The following is a 19,147-nucleotide window of genomic DNA, read 5'->3' as shown; positions in this document are numbered from 1 at the left end:
AGGCGACCATGTTCAACCTCATGATCGACACCGCCGTGCGCTACCGCTGGCTGGTGGTGACCCTGGCCGCGCTGCTCGCCGCCGTGGGCCTGTTCCAGTTGGGCAGACTGCCGATCGACGCGGTGCCGGACATCACCAACCGCCAGGTGCAGCTCAACACGGTGGCACCGGCCCTGACCCCGGAGCAGATCGAACGGCAGGTGACCTACCCGCTGGAAACCGCGCTGGCCGGCATCCCCGGCCTGACCGCCACCCGCTCGCTGTCGCGCAACGGCTTTTCGCAGGTCACCGCGATCTTCACCGATGCGACCGACCTCTACTTCGCGCGCCAGCAGGTGGCCGAACGCATGCGCGAGGCGGCCGAGGAGTTGCCCGACGGCGTGACGCCGCGGCTGTCGCCGGTGACCACCGGCCTGGGCGAGGTGCTGATGTGGACGGTGGACTTCACCGCGTTCGACCCGTCCCGGCTGGCACGACCGGGTGCGGCGGGCTGGCAGGCCGGGGAGGTCTACCGCACGCCGGACGGCGAGCTGCTGCGCACGCCGCAGGAGCGCGCCACCTATCTGCGCACCGTGCAGGACTGGATCATCGCGCCGCAGATGCGCTCCAGCCCCGGCCTGGCCGGCGTCGACACGGTCGGCGGCTACGTCAAGGAATACGGGGTGCATCCGGACACCGCCAGACTGGCCGCGCACGGCCTGGACCTGGCCGACCTGGTCACCGCCCTGCAGCGCGCCAACGTGCAGGCCGGCGCCGGCTTCGTGCAGCGTGCCGGCGAAGGCCTGGTGGTGCGTGCCGATGGCCTGGCGCTGAGCGCCGACGATCTCGCGCAGGCGCCGGTGGCCATCCGCAACAGCATCGTGGTGCGCGTGGCCGATGTGGCCGAGGTCGCGCCGGGACGGGCGCCACGCCTGGGCGCGGCCAGCCGCAACGGCCACGAGGCGGTGCTGGGGACCGCGCTGATGATCGCCGGCGGCAACAGCCGCACCGTGGCGCAGGCCGCGGCCGCGCGGCTGGCGCAGGTGAACACGTCGCTGCCGCCGGACATCGTCGCGGCACCGGTGCTGGACCGCAGCGTGCTGGTCAACGCGACCATCAAGACGGTGGCCAGGAACCTCACCGAAGGCGCGCTGCTGGTGGTGGTGATCCTGTTCCTGTTGCTGGGCAACCTGCGCGCGGCCGCGATCACCGCGCTGGTGATTCCGCTGTCGTTCCTGTTCGCGGTGATCGGCATGCACCGCTTCGGCATCAGCGGCAACCTGATGAGCCTGGGTGCGCTGGACTTCGGCATCCTGGTGGACGGGGCGGTGATCGTGGTCGAATCGACCCTGCTCATGCTCGGCCAGCGCCGCGCCGCGCTGGGCCGCGGGTTGACCGCCGCCGAGCGCCTGGGCGTGGCCGCCGAGGCGGCGCGCAAGATGGCGCGGCCGGCCGCGTTCGGGCAGTTGATCATCCTGCTGGTGTTCGCGCCGATCCTCACCCTGCAAGGCGTGGAGGGCAAGACGTTCCAGCCGATGGCCGCCACCTTCATGCTGGCCCTGGTCGGTGCGTTCCTGTTTTCCTTCACCTTCGTGCCGGCGATGGCGGCACTGCTGGTGCGCGAGCCGCCGCTGCCGGACGACGCGGGGCATGCGGCCGGGGGGGCGCACGAAACGCGGCTGCTCCGCGCGCTGCGCACGCGCATCGCACCGGTGATCCGCACCGCCGTCGCGCATCCGCGCACGGTCGCCGGCGGTGCGGTGGCGATGCTGCTGGCGGGCGTCGGTGCGTTCGCGCTGCTGGGCCGCGAGTTCATGCCGACGCTGGACGAAGGCAATGTGGCGATGCAGGCGCTGCGCGTGCCGTCCACCTCGCTGGAACAGTCGCTGGCGATGCAGTTGGCGCTGGAAAAGGCCATCGCCATGCAGCCGGAAGTGGCAACGGTGTTCTCGCGGACCGGCACCGCCGAGGCGGCGATCGACCCGATGCCGACCAACATCTCCGACAGCGTCATCGTGCTCAAGCCGCGCAAAGACTGGCCCGATCCGGCGCTGGACAAGGAGCGGCTGGTGGCCCGCCTGGAGGCGCTGGCGGGGCAGCAGCTCGGCAACAGCTTCGAGTTCAGCCAACCGATCGAATTGCGCTTCAACGAACTGATCTCCGGCGTGCGCACCGACCTGGCGGTGATGATCTTCGGCGACGACTTCGGCCAGTTGCAGAAGGTGGCCGAGCAGATCGCATCGAAGCTGCGCGCGGTGGAAGGTGCGGCCGACGTGCGGGTGGAGCAGATCTCCGGCCTGCCCACGCTGGATGTGACCATCGACCACACGGCGGCGGCGCAGGTCGGACTGAGCGCGGCGGACGTGAGCGACGCGCTGGCCACCGGCATCGGCGGCCGCGCCGCCGGCAAGATCTTCGAGGGCGACCGCCGCTTCGACGTGGTGGTGCGGATGGACGATGCCGCGCGCAACGATCCGGATCAGCTGGCCGCGCTGCCGATCGCCACGCCGACCGGACAGGTGATTCCGCTGGCGTCGGTGGCGCGCATCGCCGTCAGCGAAGGGCCGAACCAGATCAGCCGCGACAACGGCAGCCGCCGCGTGGTGGTGCAGGCCAACGTACGCGGCCGCGACCTGGGCGGTTTCGTCGGCGCGGCGCAGGCCGCGGTGGCCGACGTGCCGTTGCCGCCGGGTGCCTACCTGAGCTGGGGCGGCCAGTTCGAGAACCTGCAGCGTGCCGAGCGGCGGCTGGCGACCGTGGTGCCGGTGGTGTTCCTGCTGATCGGCGGCCTGCTGTTCATGGCCCTGCGCAGCGTCAAGGAAGCGGTGCTGGTGTTCAGTTGCGTGCCGCTGGCGCTGGTCGGCGGCCTGCTCGCCCTGCTGCTGCGCGGCATGCCGTTCTCGGTGTCGGCCGCGGTGGGCTTCATCGCCGTCTCCGGCGTGGCCACCTTGAACGGCCTGGTGCTGATGCAGGCGATCCGCGAGCGCCTGGAGGCCGGCGACCTGCCGCTGCAGGCGGCGATCGACGGCGCGGGCAGCCGCCTGCGCGCGGTGCTGACCACCGCGCTGGTGGCGATCGTCGGCTTCATTCCGATGGCCATCGCCAGCGGCTCCGGTGCGGAGGTGCAGAAACCGCTGGCGACGGTGGTGATCGGCGGACTGATCACCGCCACCGCCCTGACCCTGCTGGTGCTGCCGACCTTCGCCGCACGCGTGGCCGGGCCACGCCACGCCGGCTGATCCGGCGCAGGCCGGCGCCCTTCCCGCAGGAAGTGGCGCCGGCCTGCGCGGCGGCGGTCAGGCCTTCTTCTTGCGCGCGGCGATGTAGGCGCGGATCTGCTGCTGCAGCACCGGCAGCGGCACCGAGCCCTGCTGCAGCACCGCGTCATGGAAGGACTTGATGTCGAAGTCAGCGCCGAGTTCGCGCTCGGCCTCGGCGCGTAGATCGAGGATGGTCAGCTCGCCGAGCTTGTAGCTCAACGCCTGGCCCGGCCAGGAAATGTAGCGGTCGACCTCGGTGGTGACCTCGTGCTCGCTGAGCGCAGTGCGCTCGCGCAGGTAGGCCTGCGCCTGCGCACGGGTCCAGCCCTTGTGGTGCACGCCGGTGTCGATCACCAGGCGGCAGGCGCGCCACATCTCGTAGCTGAGCCGGCCGAAGTCCTCGTAGGGCGTGGCGTAGATGCCCATCTCCTTGCCCAGCTTCTCGGTGTACAGCGCCCAGCCCTCGCCGTAGGCGGAGATGTAGTTCTCGCGGCGGAACGCCGGCTGCGCGCCCTGCTCCTCGGCCAGCGCGCCCTGCAGCGAATGGCCCGGCGAAGACTCGTGCAGGGTCAGCGCCGGCAGGTTGTAGAGCGGCCGCGACGGCAGGTCGTAGGTGTTGAGCCAGTAGGTGCCGACGCCGCCACGGCCGGCGGTCCAGAACGGGGCGATGTCCGCCGGCACCGGCACGATGGTGAAGCGCCCGCGCGGCAGCGTGCCGATGAACTTGCCGACCTCGCCGTCCACGCGCTTGGCGATCCACGCGGCGCGATCGAGCAGTTCCTGCGGGGTCTTCACGTAGAACTGCGGATCGGTGCGCAGGAACTGCAGGAACGCCGGGAAGGTCTTCTGCCCGGCCGGCGCGTGGAAGCCGACCTGCTGGATGATCGCGTCCATCTCCTTCTGGATCCGCGCCACCTCGCGCAGGCCGAGCTGATGGATCTGCTCGGGGTCCATGTCCAGCGTGGTGTACTCGCGGATCTGCTGCCGGTAGTAGGCCTTGCCGTCGGGCAGGGCTTCGGCCGCCAGCGTGGTGCGCGCCTGCGGCATGTACTCCTGGCGATAGAAGGTCAGCAGCTGCGCGTAGGCCGGGATCACCTTGTCGCGCAGCGTCGCCTGCGCCTGCGCGCGCAGTTGCGCCTGCTCGGCGGCGGGAATCTGCGCCGGCATCTGCTTGAACGGCGTGTACAGCACCGCCGCGGTCGGATCCTTCAGTTCGGCCACGGTGGCGATGGCGCCGTCGCGACCGTCGAGCACCGCGCGCGGCACGCTGAAGCCGCGCTTGAGCCCGGCGCGCATGTTGTCGGTCTGCTGCGCGAAGTAGCGCGGCACGTCCTCCAGCCGCGCGATGTAGGCGCGGTACTCGTCGGGCGTGCGCAGCGTGCGCCGGGCCATGAACGCCAGGTCCGACCAGAACGCGCTGTCGGAGTTGAACGGCATCTCGTAGGCGCGCAGGCGCACCGCCGCGGCCAGGTTCTCCACCTGCGGCCGGTACACCGCCAGGTTGACCTGGTTCTCGGGCGAAAGCTGGGCCGCATCGAGCGTGTCCAGCTGCCGCAGCACGTCCTCCCACACCTTCAGGCGCGCCGCCTGCGCCGCCGCGCCGACGTCGGGCAGATGGGTGTTGTCGCCGCTGCTGTCGCTGTCCTCGTCGGCCTGGCCGAGCTGCGCCTGGCGCCAGGCCCACTCCTTCTCGTAGATGGCCTGGAAGCGCGCATCGGCGGCGCTGGCATTGGCCGTGGCCGGTGTTGCACTGGACGCTGCCGACGCCGGCGGTGCGGCCAGTACGGGCGCGGCCACGGCGAACGCGATCAGCAGGGAAATGGCCAGCGGGGTCTTGGCGAGCATCGGCATGGGCGGCACACGGCGGGAACGGATCGTCGATGATCGCACCACCACCCTGCCTGGCGGGTGGGCCGGAAGTCCTGTGTGGGGCGATGCAGGGAACGGAAACGCACCTCGCAGCGGTTGTGTTGTACCGGGCTGCAACTCAGGAACTGCATCGCTGGCTTAGCTATAGCTGTAGCTCTGGCTGGCTGCCGCTGCCGCTGCCGCTGCGCAGGATGGCTTCCCATTGTGGGAGGGACTTCAGTCCCGACGCGCGGTCGCTCCGCCTGCGACGGCATCCAGCAGCAACTGCAGCCATTGCAGCGGTCGCAGGCCTGCTGGTGCCGACATCGACCATGCGACCGCAATCCTCAACGTCGGTCTGCGCGGCATCACGCCGTCGCACCTGCACCCGAGCATGATGCCGCGCACGGCGCGGTAGCGGCCGGACACAGCCAAACCGCATCCCAGTACGGGTAGTCGCCGACGCGGCGAACCAGCCCTGCGCGCAGCGGGTTGGCGACGATGTAGCGCGCGGCCGGCAGCAACTGCCGCGTATCGCGCAGTGCGCGATCGTGGAACCCCTCCATCCACACCGCGCCGCCACGGCCGCGCGCGTGATTGGCTGACCTCGCGGCGCGGCCCTTGGCCTCGCGCATGACGGTTGGCAGAGCAGCACCGCGCTCGAGTATGACCAGCCCATGCCAGTGATCGGGCATCAGCACCCAGCACAGCAACTGCGCGCCGACCCAGGTGTTGGCATGGCCCAGGCAGGACGCGGCCGCCCAGGCGCATCGCCAGTCCTCGAACAGGCGTTGGCGCTGCCAGGTCACCGTGGTGACCAGATAGGTGCGGCCGGTCTCGCTCCAGCGCCCGGCACGCAGCGCGCGGTAGCCTCGGGGCAGTCGGGTGTGCATGACGCCAGGGTTGCAAGGCGGATGACGCGACACCATCGGGGATGGACTGTGGCAGGCGTAAGGAAACCTGCGCGCGTAGCGTCAGAAATCCGGTGCTCGCTGCCGTGTGCCGCGGAGGGCGGCACTACCGAGACCTGGAAGATTCAGGCGTCGGGACTGAAGTCCCTCCCACATGTGGGGCCTTGGCGTCATCGGCGGCGATGACAGTAGGACCACTGAGGTGTGGAAGGTGCGCGCGTCGGGACTGAAGTCCCTCCCACAGTGGCCAGCTGCGATCGGGGGGGATTACGCGCCCCTGCAATCGCGCGCAGCGGCGCCGCGCTCAGTGCGTCGCGCGGTCGCGGTGCCAGCCGCGGTGCTTGATGTCCAGGTACAGGCTGTAGAAGGCGGTGAAGGCGGGGAACAGGTTCTGCAGCACACCCACCGAGTCCTGCTTGGCCGAGAACATGAAGTAGCTCAGCGTCATCAGGCTGCCGATCACGCTCATGTACCAGAACAGACGCGGGATCACCGGCTTGCCGGCGCGCTTGGAGGCGACGAACTGCACCAGCCAGCGGCCGCCGAACATCAGCGCGCCGACGTAGCCGATCAGCTTCCAGCCGGTGACGTGCAGCCCGGTCCAGTACAGCGCCTGGATCGGTTCGTTGAGGAAATGCGCGTCCATCTCAGCGCTCCTGCACCGCGGTGCGGCGGCTGCGCGCGATCAGCCAGGCCACGCCGCGCAGGTCGCGGATGCCGACCAGGGCGCGGTTGAGGTTGTTGTACTTGGAGACGCCCGAGGTGCGGTGGCGGTGATTGACCGGCACGCTCAGGGTCTGCCAGCCGGCGCGCTGCATCAGCGCGGGCAGGTAACGGTGCATGTGGTCGAAGTACGGCAGGTCCAGAAACGCCTCGCGCTCGAACAGCTTGATGCCGCAGCCAGTGTCAGGGGTGTCGTCGCGCAGCATGCGCGCGCGGATCGCATTGGCCCACTTCGAGGCCCAGCGCTTGCTGCCCGAATCCTGCCGCGACACCCGCCAGCCGGCGAACAGCTTGACCAGCGGCTCGGCGGCCTGGCGCGCGGCCAGCAGCTTGGGGATGTCGGCCGGATCGTTCTGGCCGTCGCCGTCCAGGGTGGCGATCCACAGCCCGCGCGCAGCCTTGACGCCGTTGCGCACCGCCGTGCTCTGCCCGCTCTGGCTGACATGGTGCAGCACGCGCAGCTCCGGCGTGGACGCCTTCAGCCCTTCGAGCACCGCCAGGGTGTCGTCGCGCGAATGGTCGTCGACGTAGACGATCTCGAAATCGATCGTGCCGCGCAGCGCGGCGACGATCTCGGCGACCAGCGGCGGCACGTTGTCGCGCTCGTTGAACACCGGGACGACGACGGAGAGGGAAAGCTGGCTCATGGATTCGGCAAGGCTGGGCGCGGGGCGCGCGTGGGGGAAAAAGCGGCAGGCATTGTGCCGCGGACCGATGATCCGCGGATGAAGCGTCAGGCGGCGGCGCCGAAATACTCCCGGCACCAGGCCACCACCTGCGGCAGGCCGACCTCGATCGGGGTACTCGGATCGAAGCCGAACGCGGCGTGGGCCCGCGCAGTATCGGCCATCGTCTCGATCATGTCGCCCGGCTGCATCGGCCGATACTGTTTCTCGGCGCTGCGCCCGGCGGCGTCCTCGATCACCGCGATGAAGCGCTCCAGTTCCACCGGAGTGTGATTGCCGAGGTTGAACACGCGATGCGGCACCGGCTCGCTGGAGGGGTGATCGAGCGCGCCGAGCACGCCGGCGACGATGTCGGCGACGAAGGTGAAGTCGCGGCGCATGCGGCCGTGGTTGAACACCTCGATCGGGCGCCCGGCCAGCACCGCGCGGCTGAACAGCAGCGGCGCCATGTCCGGACGGCCCCAGGGGCCGTACACGGTGAAGAAGCGCAGCCCGGTGGCGCGCAGGCCGTACAGCTGCGCATAGGTGTGCGCCATCAGCTCGTTGGCGGCCTTGGTCGCCGCGTACAGCGAGCGCGGCTGGTCGATGCGCTGATCCTCGGAGAACGGCGGCGTCGCCGAATCGCCGTACACCGAGCTGCTGGAGGCATAGACCAGATGCTCCACGCCGCGGTGCCGGCACAGCTCCAGCATGTTGACGAAGCCGACCAGGTTGCTGTCGACGTAGGCATAGGGGTTCTGCAGCGAATAGCGCACCCCGGCCTGCGCGGCCAGGTGCACCACGCGGGTCGGCTGCACCTCGTCGAACAGCGCGGCCAGGCCGTCGCGGTCGGTCAGGTCCAGGGTGCGGATGTCCGCGTTCGCGCACAGCGCGGCGACGCGGTCGCGCTTGAGCTGCGGGTCGTAGTAGTCGTTGTAGTTGTCCAGGCCCACCACCAGTTGCCCGGCGGCGCGCAGCGCACGGACGGTGTGGGCACCGATGAAGCCGGCGGCGCCGGTGACGAGGATGGGCATGGCGGAGATCCTGACAAAACCGAAGGCGGAGGGGAGGAAGCTGGACGTGGGAAAGCAACGCTCAGAGCAAGCCCACGTTGACGCGGTGAGGATCGATGGCGTCCTGGATACCTGCCGCATCGAATCGATCAAGCAAAGCCTCGGTGCCGCGCTCGAGCTTGAACGCCATCTCTTCCGGATACAACGGCATCACCGCCATGAACACGATGGCCTTGTTCGCGTCGATCGTCAGTTCATCGAAGGCGTCGGATGCGGTCACCTGCGGGAACAGCATAGCGCTATCGAAGCCGACACTTGGGGCGTAGGGCATGGCCGGGTCGCCATTGGACAGCGTGTGTCCAATGCCTAGCCAGGTGTCCTGCTTATGCGGCAAGCGCGCCAATGTCTTGAGCAGGCGCAGCGGCCAGTAATGACATTCCTCCTGGAAATCTTCGTACTCGATCGGCCAGTCCGGCGGCAGGGTCAGCACCAGCTCCATGAAGCGCGGCGCGTCGAGGCCCTCGGGCACGGCCATCGGCAGGTCGCTCATCCCCGAGGTGACCAACCGCAGATACGGCACCTCGTCGGTGGCGGGCACCACGTGCACATCCAGGTGCACGGTGTCGGAGCTGATTTCGTGCAGGACGACGGAAATTGGCCCCAGGTGACGTTCGATGTGCGCACCGATCTGCTCCAGGCAGGACTCGCCGCGCGCCAGCGCGAACGGCTTTTCCTCGCGATGCTGCAGGATCGGGCTGCCGCCCGGGCTGATCTGCGTGTCCTCGTTGCTCATGCAATGCTCCGGTTGCTGGCCAGCGCCGCGGCGCGCGGCCTCAGCGCAGGGTCAGCGGCGCGTCCTTGGCCAGCGCCGCCTTGCGCTCCTTGCTGAATTCCCACCACGGACGCGGCGTCTCGCCCTGCATGAAGCGCACGATCGACAGGAACACGTCGATCACGCAGTGGTCGTGCATCACCCCGGTGCGCAGGCACAGCTGTGCGTACATGTCGTAGGGATCGCGGCCCTGCAGATGCGCCGGCACGCGGATGCCGATCAGGCGCAGGTCCTTCTCGCAGGCCGGCCCGACGTTGGGCAGGTCGGTCAGGCGCAGCAGGTGGTGGCGGTCGACCTTGCTGGGATGCATGGCGGGGGTGGTCCTGGCGGACGCGGGCGGCGGCGCTCAGGCCTGCCGCGGACGCAGCTTCTCGAGCACGCCGTCCAGCGTGTCCAGATCGGTGTAGTGGATCACCAGCTTGCCCTTGCCGCCGCGGCCGTGAGCGATGGACACCTTGGTACCCAGCGACTCGGACAGCTCGGTTTCCAGCGAGGCGATGTCGGCCTGCGGCGCGGTACGCACCGGCTTGGCCTTGCGGTTGCTCGGCACCTTGCCGGCGGCGAACTGCTGCGCACGGTGCTCGACCTCGCGCACCGACCAGCCCTGGTCGGCGGCATCGGAGGCCAGGCGACTGGCCAACTCCGGCGACAGCGTCAGCAGCGCGCGCGCATGGCCCATCTCCAGGCGCCGCGCTTCCAGCAGCGCGCGGATCGCCGGCGGCAGTTCCAGCAGGCGCAGCAGGTTGGATACCGACGCGCGCGAGCGGCCCACCGCCTCGGCGGCCTCGGCGTGGGTCAGCGAGAACTCGTCGATCAACCGCTGCAGCGCCTGCGCCTCTTCCAGCGGGTTGAGATCCTCGCGCTGGATGTTCTCGATCAGCGCCATGGCGATGACGGTGCGGTCGTCCAGCTCGCGCACCACCACCGGCACCTCGCTGAGGCCGGCCAGTTGCGAGGCGCGCCAGCGGCGTTCGCCAGCGACGATCTCGAAACTGCCCGGCGCCAGTTCGCGGGCGACGATCGGCTGGATCACGCCCTGCGCCTTGATCGACTCGGCCAGCTCCTGCAGCTTGGCCTCGTCCATCTCCTGGCGCGGCTGGTACTTGCCCGGCTGCAGCTGCCCGACCGGCAGGCGGCGCAGGCTCTCGCCCGGCTGCAGCTCGGCGGTCGGCGCCGGCGCGGCCGCGCCCTTCGGCCCCAGCAGCGCTTCCAGGCCACGGCCGAGGCCGCGCTTCTTCGCTCCGAGGGCGGGGGGCTTGGCGCTCATCAGATGGTCTCCATGGCCGGCATCGGCCGATTGCGTTCGTTGCGGCGGCGCACGATCTCGCCAGCCAGTCCCAGGTAGGCGACGCCGCCGCGCGAGGTGCGGTCGTAGCCGACGATGCTCTGGCCATGGCTGGGCGCCTCGGCCAGGCGCACGTTGCGCGGCACGATGGTGCGGAACACCTTGTCGCCGAAGTGGTTGGTCAGTTCCGCCGATACCGCGTTGGCCAGGTTGTTGCGCACGTCGAACATGGTGCGCAGCACGCCTTCGATCTCCAGCGCCGGGTTCAGCTCGGCGCGCAGCGCCTCGATGGTCTCCAGCAGCGCGGTCAGCCCTTCCAGCGCGTAGTACTCGCACTGCATCGGCACGATCACCGAGTCGGCGGCGGTCAGCGCGTTCAGGGTCAGCAGCGACAGCGCCGGCGGGCAGTCGATCAGGATGAAGTCGTAGGCCTCGCGCAGCGGCGCCAGCGCGGTCTTCAGCCGCTGCTCGCGCGCCGGCTGGTCCATCAGCTGGATCTCGGCGGCGGTGAGATCGATATTGCCCGGCAGCAGGTCGAAGCCTTCCGGCGCGGTCACCCGGATCTGTTCGGCGCTGCTCTCGCCGAGCAGCACGTCGCAGGTGGAGGCGGCCAGCTCGCGCTTGTCGATGCCGCTGCCCATCGTCGCATTGCCCTGCGAGTCCAGGTCCACCAGCAGCACGCGCTGCGACTGCCGCGCCAGCGACGCGGCCAGGTTGACCGCGGTGGTGGTCTTGCCGACGCCGCCCTTCTGGTTGGCGATGGCGATGATGCGGGCCATGCGGGAGCCTCGTCGGCGATGGGGTGGGACCGGGCATTATGCGGTCACAGCCCCCCCTGGCGGAAATCGGGGCCGGCCGCGGCCGCCGCTCAACCGCGCTCGACCACCACCAGGTGGCGGTCGGCGCCCAGGCCGGGGACCTGCAGCGGGTGCACCGTCGGCGCCACCCAACCCGGCGGCAGCGCGGCGATCTCCTCGTCCGGGCGCACGCCCTTCATCGCCAGCAGGCGCCCGCCCGGGCGCAGCAGGTGGCCGCCGACGGCGACGATGCCGGCCAGGGTGTCCAGCGCGCGTGCGGTCAGCAGGTCGTAGGCGCCGGCCTCGTCCAGCGCCTCGGCGCGTGACTCGGCCACGCGCGCGTTGTCCAGGCGCAGCTGGCGCACCGCCTCGCGCAGGAACCGCGCCTTCTTGCCGTTGCTTTCGACCAGGGTCACCCGCAGCTGCGGCCGCGCGATCGCCAGCGGAATGCCGGGCAGCCCAGGACCGGTGCCCAGGTCGGCCAGCGCGCCCTCCTGGGCGAACGGCTGCATCGCCAGCGAATCCAGCAGATGGCGGGTCACCATCTCGTGCGGGTCGCGGATCGCGGTCAGGTTGTAGGTGCGGTTCCAGCGCGTCAGCAGCGCCAGATAGGCCAGCAGCGGCGGCGCCAGCGCGGCCACGTCCAGGCCTTGCGCGTGCAGGCCCTGTTCGAGCGCGACGCGGACGGAATCGGGAAGAGAGGCATCGGTCATCGGCGGATTATCGCAGGTGCCGCCGCTGCCGCACTCTGGCCGAGGCATTTCCCGGAACGCATAGAGGATCAGCACCCGCCTGGGGCGGTCAGGCTCCCAACATCCGTGCGAGGCCAGGTACCGGGTAGTATTCGAACGCCTTGCCGACCCGTTGCTTGTAGAGCAGGCCCGCGGCGACCAGGGAATTCAGGTCGCCCAGCGCTGTTGGATAGGTGATCGTGTGCGCCGACCGATGCCCGGCCACGGTGTATGGCCGGTCAGGATCCTTCAGTGCATTGGCCAGCAAGGCGCGCTGCCTGTGATTCAGCACAGCGTCGCCCACATGCGCCTTGCGCAGCACGTGACGCGCAAGCCGATCTTCCTGCTGCTTCTTCGCGATATACGTGTGCAACGCCTGGATGGACTGCTCGATCGCTTCCAACTGCTGCGAGACGAAATAGCTCAGATCGGCGCCATCGCTCTCGGTGTAGAGATACGCCCGCATGTATTTCCCGGGCGACTTCTTCAATACGCTCGAAATCGACAGATATTCGGTCAACCAGTAACCGGAGTTCATCATGCTCCAGTAGAAGAGCGCCCTGGCCGTCCGTCCGTTCCCATCAACGAATGGATGGTCGTAGCCGATCTGGAAGTGAATTGCGATGGCGCGCACGACAGGATGGATGAAGGTTTCGCTCGCCGTGTCGTTCGCGAACGCGCAAAGCCGTCTCATCCTGTCCGCCACTTGGATTGCAGGCGGCGGGACATGCAGCAGCGTCGGCGGGGAACCTCGGTCGTAGATGACGACATTGTCTCCCACCGAACGATATCGACCAGAATATTCCGCGCTTTCCAGCGTCCCGTCCGTCAGGATGCTATGCAGCTCCAGCACCTCCTCGGGCGTGATTGGCCGCTTCCCCCTGTCGCGAATCATGTTCATCGCGAGGTAGTTGTTGTAGATCATTCGCTCCGACTGATCGCGCGGCAGTCTGCCAGTCGATAGCATCTCTTTTGCAACCGCGCGGGTGGTAGCGGCTCCCTCAAGCTGGGACGACGTCATGGCCTCCTCGATCAGCGAACGGATCAGAAATCTATTCTGTCCACCGCTGCTCTCCATTCCTTTGATCGCCCCAGCCGCCTCGCGATCAATGTAGTGAAGTCTGCGCTGCATCGAATCGGTAATGGAAACGACGAAGTTCTCGTCGTCTTTGTCCACCAGATCAAGTTCGCGTGCCAGCGCTTGACGGCTCCACTTGATGCCAGCCCACCATTCTTCTGTGGTGAGGCCGTCTGGCGCGACTCTATGCCTGAGTTTGTCCCAGTGTTCGTAGCTTCCAGCCACCTCGGGACCGATCTTCGACCTGAACACCCTCATCATGCGCTCAGGTTCATTAACAAGAAGACGCCAGCTGGCTGGGGGCGGCACAGGGAGCTTCATCGCGTTTTCCTATAAAAAACGTATATCTTTTTACATCAAATTACACCAAAGCACGACCTGCCCAGCCAACGAGGTCGACATCGGAATCACAGGGCTGCAACACGATCCAGAGGATGGAACCTACGGCAGCCCTGGCCACCAGGCCAGCGCCGCCCGGTAGCCGGGTGCGGCCTCCCATTCGTGCAGGTGCCAGGCCTCGGCCGCGCCCAGGCCCGGGTCGCACCAGACCAGGCGCAGCGCGCCGCCGGCGTCCTCGGCGAAGCGCAGCCGGTGCAGGCCGAAGGCGATGCCGTGGCCATGCGCCTTGAGCAGCGCTTCCTTGGCGCACCACAGGCGGAAGAACAGCGCCTCGCGCGCCGGCATCGCCAGCGCCGCCAGCAGCGCGACCTCGTCCGGGTGGAAGAAGCGCTGCGCCAGTTCCAGCAGGCGCGGCCGTGGCCGCTGGCGCTCGATGTCCACCCCCAGCCGCGCGTGCGCGGCCACCGCCACCAGCAGGTAGTCGCCGCTGTGGCTCCAACCGGTGTCCACGTGCGCCAGCGGTGCATGCAGGCCGGGCCGGCCGCGGGCGTCGCGGCGCAGCGGCAATTGCGCCGCCGGCACCGCCAGTTCGCCGGCCAGCAGGCGCCGCGCCTGCGCCTCGCCGGAGGTCCGCGGCGGATGCGGGCGCAGCCACAGCGCCACCGGGCCGAGGCGCCAGTCCGGCGGCTCGGCGCCGTCGGCCACGGGCGGCGTCGGTGCGCTCACGCCGCGCCCACAAAGCGCAATGGCCGCTGCGCGGCGGGGCCGACGCTATACGGCCGCTTCACGGCGGCGCTCCTTAAATGACGCGCACCCCACCGCTCCTGGTGCGGGCCGAACCGAGGAGTCTGACGCATGGGCATCATCATCTGGTTGATCGTCGGCGGCATCGTGGGCTGGCTGGCCAGCATCATCATGCGCCGTGACGCACAGCAGGGCATCATTCTGAACATCGTGGTCGGCATCGTCGGCGCGCTGATCGCCGGCTGGCTGTTCGGCGGCGGCATCAACCAGGCGATCACCCTGTGGACGTTCCTGTACTCGTTGATCGGCGCCATCATCCTGCTGGCGATCGTCAACCTGTTCACCCGCGGCCGCGCGCGCTGACACAGCGCCCTCGCCGCTTGCGCAAACGCCCGGTTCGCCGGGCGTTTTGCATTTGCGGCCCCGCTCACGGCGCAGCGCGGTCGGCCGGATGGCGCACGCCGTCCTCGACCGGCACCGCAATGGCCAGCGCATACGGATTCACGCCCTCCAGGCAGCCGACGTTGTAGCCGTACAGGCTGGGATCGGAGCGGCGCCGATGATGCGTGTAGATCCCGCAGGTGCCGCAGAAATAATGCTGCGCGGTATGCGTGTGGAACTGGTACAGGCGCAGCGCCTGCTCGCCCTGGCGGACGTGCAGGGCCGTCAGCGGCACCGAGGCGACGATGGCGCCGCGGCGCCGGCACAGCGAGCAGTTGCAGCGGCGCGGGTCGACGATGCCCTGCGGCAGCTCCAGGTCGATCTGCACCGCACCGCAGTGGCAGCTGAGCCGGTGCAGCGGCGCGATCGCGGTATCGCCGACCTTGTCGATGCAGCGGCGCACGTGGCGCTCGCTCATGCCGCCGGCTCCAGTTCGACCCAGGCCGGCGCGTGATCGCTGGGGCGGTCCCAGCTGCGCGGTTCGCGGTCGATGCCGGCACCGCGGGTGCGCGCCTTCAGCGCCTCGGACACCAGGGTCAGGTCGATGCGCAGCCCCAGGTCGCGGCGGAAGCCGGCCTGGCGGTAGTCCCACCAACTGAAGATGCCGCCGTCGGCATGGTGCAGGCGGAAGCCGTCGTGCAGGCCCAGGCCGAGCAGCTTGTGCAGGGCGCCGCGCTCGGCGGTGGAAGTGAGGATGTGGTTGTCGCTCCACACCAGCGGGTCGTGCACGTCGCGCGCGTCCGGGGCGATGTTGAAGTCGCCCAGCACCACCAGCCGCGGATGCCGCTGCAGCTCGTCGGCCAGCCAGGCGTGCACCGCCTCCAGCCAGCGCAGCTTGTAGGCGTACTTGTCGGTGCCCACGTCCTGTCCGTTGACCACGTACAGATTGACGATGCGCAGGTCGCCGATGGTGGCGGCGATGGCGCGCTTCTGATCGTCCTCCAGGCCCGGCACGCCGATCTGCACGTCGCCGATCGGCAGGCGCGAGAGGATCGCCACGCCGTTGTAGGTCTTCTGCCCGGCGAACACGCTGCGGTAGCCGGCCTCGGCCAGCGCCGTGTCGGGAAACTTGTGGTCCTCCAGCTTGGTCTCCTGGATCCCGACCACGTCCGGCGCGAACGCGGCCAGCCACTGTTGCAGGTGCGGCAGGCGCACGTTGAGCGAGTTGACGTTCCAGCTGGCGATCTTCAAGGGAAATCCGGGACGGGGAAGCCGGCCGCTATTCTGACCGCAGCCGCCGCGGCGGCCAAACCGCGGGCACCAGGCCGTTCAGCGCCGCGCGCAGCACTGCGCGAACAGCGCCGGCGCCAGGCTCAGCGCCTGCTGGCGCTGCGCCTCGTTCAAGCCGTCGAGCAGTTCCTCGGCACCGAGCGCCTGTTCCGGCGGCGGGAACGGCCGCTCCGGCGCCTGCCGCGCGGCCAGTTGCCAGGCCGCGGCGTACGGCGGATCGGCCACCGCCAGCCAGGGCGCGCGCAGCAGTTGCGCCAAGGCGCCGATCGACGTGCGGTCGCCGTGCAGCGCGCGGTCTTCCAGTTGCGTCACCACGTCCTCGGCATCGCGCTCGTCGGCGGCCGACAGCGGAGCGCGTTGCCCTTCCGCGTCGACGCTGCCGGCGCGCGCGACCAACTGCGCCACGCGCTGCGCCAGCAACTGGCGTTGCGCATCGGCATCGCCGCGCGCGGCCGCACTGCGCAGCATCGCCTCGATCTGCGCGGCATCGAGCCCGGCGACGCCGCGACAGGCCGCGAGACGTTGCCGTTCGGCCGCCCGGCGTGCCGCGACGGCCGCGGCGCCCTCGGCGTCTGCGCCCGGCAGCACCACCGGGCGGGACGGCGGCGCTTGCGCGCGTTGCCGACAATCCAGCGCCAACAGCGCGGTAGCGGTCAGACGCTGCGCCTCGCTGGCGCCGGCCGCCAGCGCCGCATCGGGCGGCGTGGTCGCGGACACCGCCAACGGCGACGGTGCTGCCGAGCGCGGTAGCGCCGGTGCCTGCGCCTTGTTCGCGGCAACGGTGGGTGCGGCCGTCGGCGGCATCAGCTTCGCCGCGAGCGCGACCATTCCCACCACCACCGCGCCGGCGAACCAACGCAGCGGACGCCGCATCGCCGCCATGCTCAGCGCGCCGCGGCCGCGTAGGCGGCGCGGTCGAACGCCATCGGCTGCGCCTGGCGCAGGCGCTGCATGGCGTCGGCCGCCGCCTGCTCGCGCAGTTGCAGGTCGATCTGCCCGCGCACCGCGTCGAAGCGCGCCGCGGTCTTCGCATCGAGCCGGATCAGGTGGTAGCCGTCGGGGCCGCGCACTGGCGCGGAGACCTGTTCCACCGCGAGCTGTCGGATCGGCGCGTCGAAGGCGTCGGCCAGGTAGCGGCCGAAGGTCGGCGACAACTGCCCACCCTCGCCGGCGGTGGCGGTGTCGTCGGACTCGCGCATCGCCAGCGTGGCGAAATCGGCGCCGCCGTCGAGCTGGCGCTTGAGCGCTTCGGCGCGCTGCAGAGCCTGCGCCTCGGTCAGGGTGTGCCCGCTGCGCGGCCCGCCCTGCGGATGCAGCGCGACGAACAGATGGCGCAGGTGATATTCGGTGTAGTCGTCCGGATGCGCGGCGAACTGCCGGCGCAGCATCGCCTCGTCGATGTGCGCGTCGGCGCTGAGCCGTGCCTGCGCGGCCTCGGCCAGGATCGCGTCGGCTGCGCGGCGCAGGCGCGCGGCCACTACCGGATCGTCCTGCAGATGCTGTTGCCGCGCCTGGTCGAGCAGGATGGCGCGGTCGGCGAAGCGACGCACCACGGAGTCGTCGTCGATGCCGGCAACGCCGCGCGTGGCGTCGCCGGCCAGGGCGCGGTACTCGCTGGCGGTGAACTGCTGCGCGCCGACGCGCAGTACCACCGGGTCGGCGGTGGCGGGCTCGGCGGGGGCCGGCGCGGCCAGGGCGGCGAACGCGGCCAGCGCGCAGGTGGCCAAGGTGATGGACCTGGCCACGGCTGATTTGGCGAAAGACAGGGACATGCGCTTCTCCAGGAGAGGGCGGCGCGCGACGCAGAAGCGCCGCAGCCGCAAAAGGCGGCCGACCGCAGGCCGGCCGCCAGGACATGCAAGGACTCAGTCGTGCTTGCCGCGTGCCTTCAGGTACGCGATCGCCGCCTTCGGGTCGTCGGTGGTGATCAGGCTGAACGCCTCCTGGTTGACGATGAAGTTGAGATCGCCACGGTTGTCGGCGGTGTCGCGGCCGCCGGAGTAGGAGAAGTACAGGTCCGACAGCTGATAGCAGCAGGCGCCGCTGTTCTGGTAGAACTTCCCGGCCAGCGGGCTGTCCGGAATCGCCTGGAACACGCCCACGCGCACGCCGCGCTCGCGCACGCGGTCGGCCTGGCCCTGCAGCAGGCCACCGAGCTGCTTGACGTTGATCTCCATCGCCTCCTTGGTATCGCTCCAGGCCGATATGGCGTTGTCGACATTGATCTTGGTCAGCATGTTGGTGGTGAACACCGGAATGCCGACCATGCTGGTGGTGTCGGCGCGGAACGCCGAGCGGCTCGGATACAGGGTGGCATTGACCTTGGCCGCGACGAAGTTGGACGCACCCACCGAGAACGCGGCATCGGCCGCGCGCGACACCGCACGCACCGAGGCGGCGTCCTTGATGTCGAACACGATGGGCGTCTTCAGGCCATGCGCCTTGAAGTAGGAGAACAGGTCATCCACGCGCGGCACGTGGTAGCCGGTGGTGGTGCGGCGGTCGGGGGTCAGCAGGAACAGGCCGCTGACCACCGACCACGGGGTCACGGTGATCGACGGGTTGTAGCCCTGGTTGCTCATCGGGTCGTACTTGGTTTCGCCGGCACGGCTGGTCCACACGTTGGTGGTGCGGCCGAGGTTCCAGTCGTGCAGCACCACCGGTACGCCGTCGCTGGTCATCTTGATGTCCAGTTCCACGCCGTCCATGCACTGGTCGTTGGCCAGCTGCAGCGCACCGCGCGAGTTTTCCGGCATGTCGGGGAAGTTGCCGTACTTGCCCCACAGACCGCGGTGGGCCAGCACGACGGTGTCGCCGCTGCTGTCGCCGAACAGGATGTTGCTCATCTTGGTGCCGACGGTGTCGTTGCAGTTGGCCATGGCCAGCTGCGGCACGACGGCCAGGACCGTCAGGGCGGCGAGCACGCGACAGGCGCGCGCCAGGGGCGAGGGAACGAATGCGATCTTCATTGGGCTGCGTCCGGTTCTGAGGGAAAGGGGAGACACGGGGGACGAGCGCCGGTCAGGTCGACGCATGGCGGCATCTCGTGTGTTGCGCTCCGCACGGACGTCTCGCGCAGGAGCCTGAGCCGCCGTGATCGGCGGCGGCGTCGGGCGAGAACCTAATAACTTACTGTGAATTATTTATTTCCGAGGTGCGACCCCGCGTTGGACTGTGGACTGCGCCGCGATTTGCTGCAGTCTGAGTCGCACTGCTTCCCGGTAACGGGGCTGCGGACACGGCCCAGGGGTGGATCGCGCGTGCGAGGCCA

19 protein-coding genes are annotated in these 19,147 nt (G+C 69.6%); 2 read left to right on the top strand and 17 right to left on the bottom strand.

Annotated elements, in window-relative coordinates; translation table 11 throughout:
• The first annotated feature begins 8 nt into the window (after positions 1-8).
• A complete protein-coding gene (locus ACHWVH_RS18430; RefSeq protein WP_394687722.1) occupies positions 9-3,218 on the top strand; it encodes an efflux RND transporter permease subunit in 3,210 nt (1,069 codons plus the stop codon).
• A 57-nt stretch (positions 3,219-3,275) separates the two neighbouring features.
• Here ACHWVH_RS18430 and ACHWVH_RS18425 read toward each other — a convergent pair whose 3' ends face one another.
• The 12 genes from ACHWVH_RS18425 to ACHWVH_RS18370 form a co-directional block, all read right to left on the bottom strand.
• Entirely contained in the window at positions 3,276-5,084 is a 1,809-nt protein-coding gene (locus tag ACHWVH_RS18425) for a DUF885 domain-containing protein (protein WP_394687754.1), read from the bottom strand.
• Positions 5,085-5,455: 371 nt separating this feature from the next.
• Positions 5,456-5,980, bottom strand: a complete 525-nt coding sequence (locus ACHWVH_RS18420) for an REP-associated tyrosine transposase (protein ID WP_394687721.1) — start codon at positions 5,978-5,980, stop codon at positions 5,456-5,458.
• 322 nt (positions 5,981-6,302) lie between these two features.
• Complete coding sequence (locus ACHWVH_RS18415; RefSeq protein WP_152244240.1) at positions 6,303-6,644, bottom strand: lipid-A-disaccharide synthase N-terminal domain-containing protein; 342 nt, start codon at positions 6,642-6,644, stop codon at positions 6,303-6,305.
• Position 6,645: 1 nt separating this feature from the next.
• On the bottom strand, positions 6,646-7,368 hold the full coding sequence (locus ACHWVH_RS18410; protein WP_010342743.1) for a glycosyltransferase family 2 protein: 723 nt from the start codon (positions 7,366-7,368) through the stop codon (positions 6,646-6,648).
• Between the two features lie 86 nt (positions 7,369-7,454).
• Positions 7,455-8,420 (bottom strand): NAD-dependent epimerase/dehydratase family protein, encoded by a 966-nt coding sequence (locus tag ACHWVH_RS18405; RefSeq protein ID WP_017908745.1) that lies wholly within the window; start codon positions 8,418-8,420, stop codon positions 7,455-7,457.
• A gap of 61 nt (positions 8,421-8,481) precedes the next feature.
• A complete protein-coding gene (locus ACHWVH_RS18400; RefSeq protein WP_394687720.1) occupies positions 8,482-9,192 on the bottom strand; it encodes a suppressor of fused domain protein in 711 nt (236 codons plus the stop codon).
• Positions 9,193-9,232: 40 nt separating this feature from the next.
• Positions 9,233-9,541, bottom strand: a complete 309-nt coding sequence (locus tag ACHWVH_RS18395; RefSeq protein WP_017917017.1) for a helix-hairpin-helix domain-containing protein — start codon at positions 9,539-9,541, stop codon at positions 9,233-9,235.
• 36 nt (positions 9,542-9,577) lie between these two features.
• Positions 9,578-10,498: a ParB/RepB/Spo0J family partition protein gene (locus ACHWVH_RS18390; RefSeq protein ID WP_394687719.1), complete on the bottom strand. Its 921-nt coding sequence runs from the start codon at positions 10,496-10,498 to the stop codon at positions 9,578-9,580.
• Positions 10,498-11,295: a ParA family protein gene (locus ACHWVH_RS18385; RefSeq protein ID WP_017913880.1), complete on the bottom strand. Its 798-nt coding sequence runs from the start codon at positions 11,293-11,295 to the stop codon at positions 10,498-10,500. The genes ACHWVH_RS18390 and ACHWVH_RS18385 overlap by 1 nt, the downstream gene beginning before the upstream one ends.
• 89 nt (positions 11,296-11,384) lie before the next feature.
• A complete protein-coding gene (rsmG, locus tag ACHWVH_RS18380) occupies positions 11,385-12,026 on the bottom strand; it encodes a 16S rRNA (guanine(527)-N(7))-methyltransferase RsmG (protein WP_267084010.1) in 642 nt (213 codons plus the stop codon).
• An 88-nt stretch (positions 12,027-12,114) separates the two neighbouring features.
• Positions 12,115-13,443 (bottom strand): Fic family protein, encoded by a 1,329-nt coding sequence (locus ACHWVH_RS18375; RefSeq protein WP_267084011.1) that lies wholly within the window; start codon positions 13,441-13,443, stop codon positions 12,115-12,117.
• A gap of 120 nt (positions 13,444-13,563) precedes the next feature.
• Positions 13,564-14,187, bottom strand: a complete 624-nt coding sequence (locus tag ACHWVH_RS18370) for a 4'-phosphopantetheinyl transferase family protein (RefSeq protein WP_394687718.1) — start codon at positions 14,185-14,187, stop codon at positions 13,564-13,566.
• A 129-nt stretch (positions 14,188-14,316) separates the two neighbouring features.
• On the opposite strand from ACHWVH_RS18370, the gene ACHWVH_RS18365 reads away from it, so the two are divergent.
• Positions 14,317-14,568: a GlsB/YeaQ/YmgE family stress response membrane protein gene (locus tag ACHWVH_RS18365; RefSeq protein WP_017908994.1), complete on the top strand. Its 252-nt coding sequence runs from the start codon at positions 14,317-14,319 to the stop codon at positions 14,566-14,568.
• A gap of 64 nt (positions 14,569-14,632) precedes the next feature.
• Here the strand turns inward: ACHWVH_RS18365 and ACHWVH_RS18360 are convergent, their stop codons facing one another.
• The 5 genes from ACHWVH_RS18360 to ACHWVH_RS18340 all read right to left on the bottom strand — a co-directional run bounded on the left by ACHWVH_RS18360 (position 14,633) and on the right by ACHWVH_RS18340 (position 18,845).
• Entirely contained in the window at positions 14,633-15,064 is a 432-nt protein-coding gene (locus ACHWVH_RS18360; RefSeq protein ID WP_267113585.1) for a GFA family protein, read from the bottom strand.
• Positions 15,061-15,837: an exodeoxyribonuclease III gene (xth, locus tag ACHWVH_RS18355; protein WP_267104171.1), complete on the bottom strand. Its 777-nt coding sequence runs from the start codon at positions 15,835-15,837 to the stop codon at positions 15,061-15,063. Before xth ends, ACHWVH_RS18360 begins: the two co-directional genes overlap by 4 nt.
• Positions 15,838-15,915: 78 nt before the next feature.
• Positions 15,916-16,749 (bottom strand): hypothetical protein, encoded by an 834-nt coding sequence (locus tag ACHWVH_RS18350; protein ID WP_394687717.1) that lies wholly within the window; start codon positions 16,747-16,749, stop codon positions 15,916-15,918.
• A gap of 11 nt (positions 16,750-16,760) precedes the next feature.
• Entirely contained in the window at positions 16,761-17,648 is an 888-nt protein-coding gene (locus tag ACHWVH_RS18345) for a peptidylprolyl isomerase (RefSeq protein ID WP_394687716.1), read from the bottom strand.
• Between the two features lie 93 nt (positions 17,649-17,741).
• Positions 17,742-18,845 (bottom strand): glycerophosphodiester phosphodiesterase family protein, encoded by a 1,104-nt coding sequence (locus tag ACHWVH_RS18340; protein WP_017908349.1) that lies wholly within the window; start codon positions 18,843-18,845, stop codon positions 17,742-17,744.
• Between the last annotated feature and the right edge of the window lie 302 nt (positions 18,846-19,147).

The organism is uncultured Xanthomonas sp., from assembly GCF_964278005.1.
Lineage (GTDB): Bacteria > Pseudomonadota > Gammaproteobacteria > Xanthomonadales > Xanthomonadaceae > Xanthomonas_A > Xanthomonas_A sontii.
The sequence above is the reverse complement of the archived record's forward strand: the minus strand, read 5'-3'. Positions and strand labels throughout refer to the sequence as shown.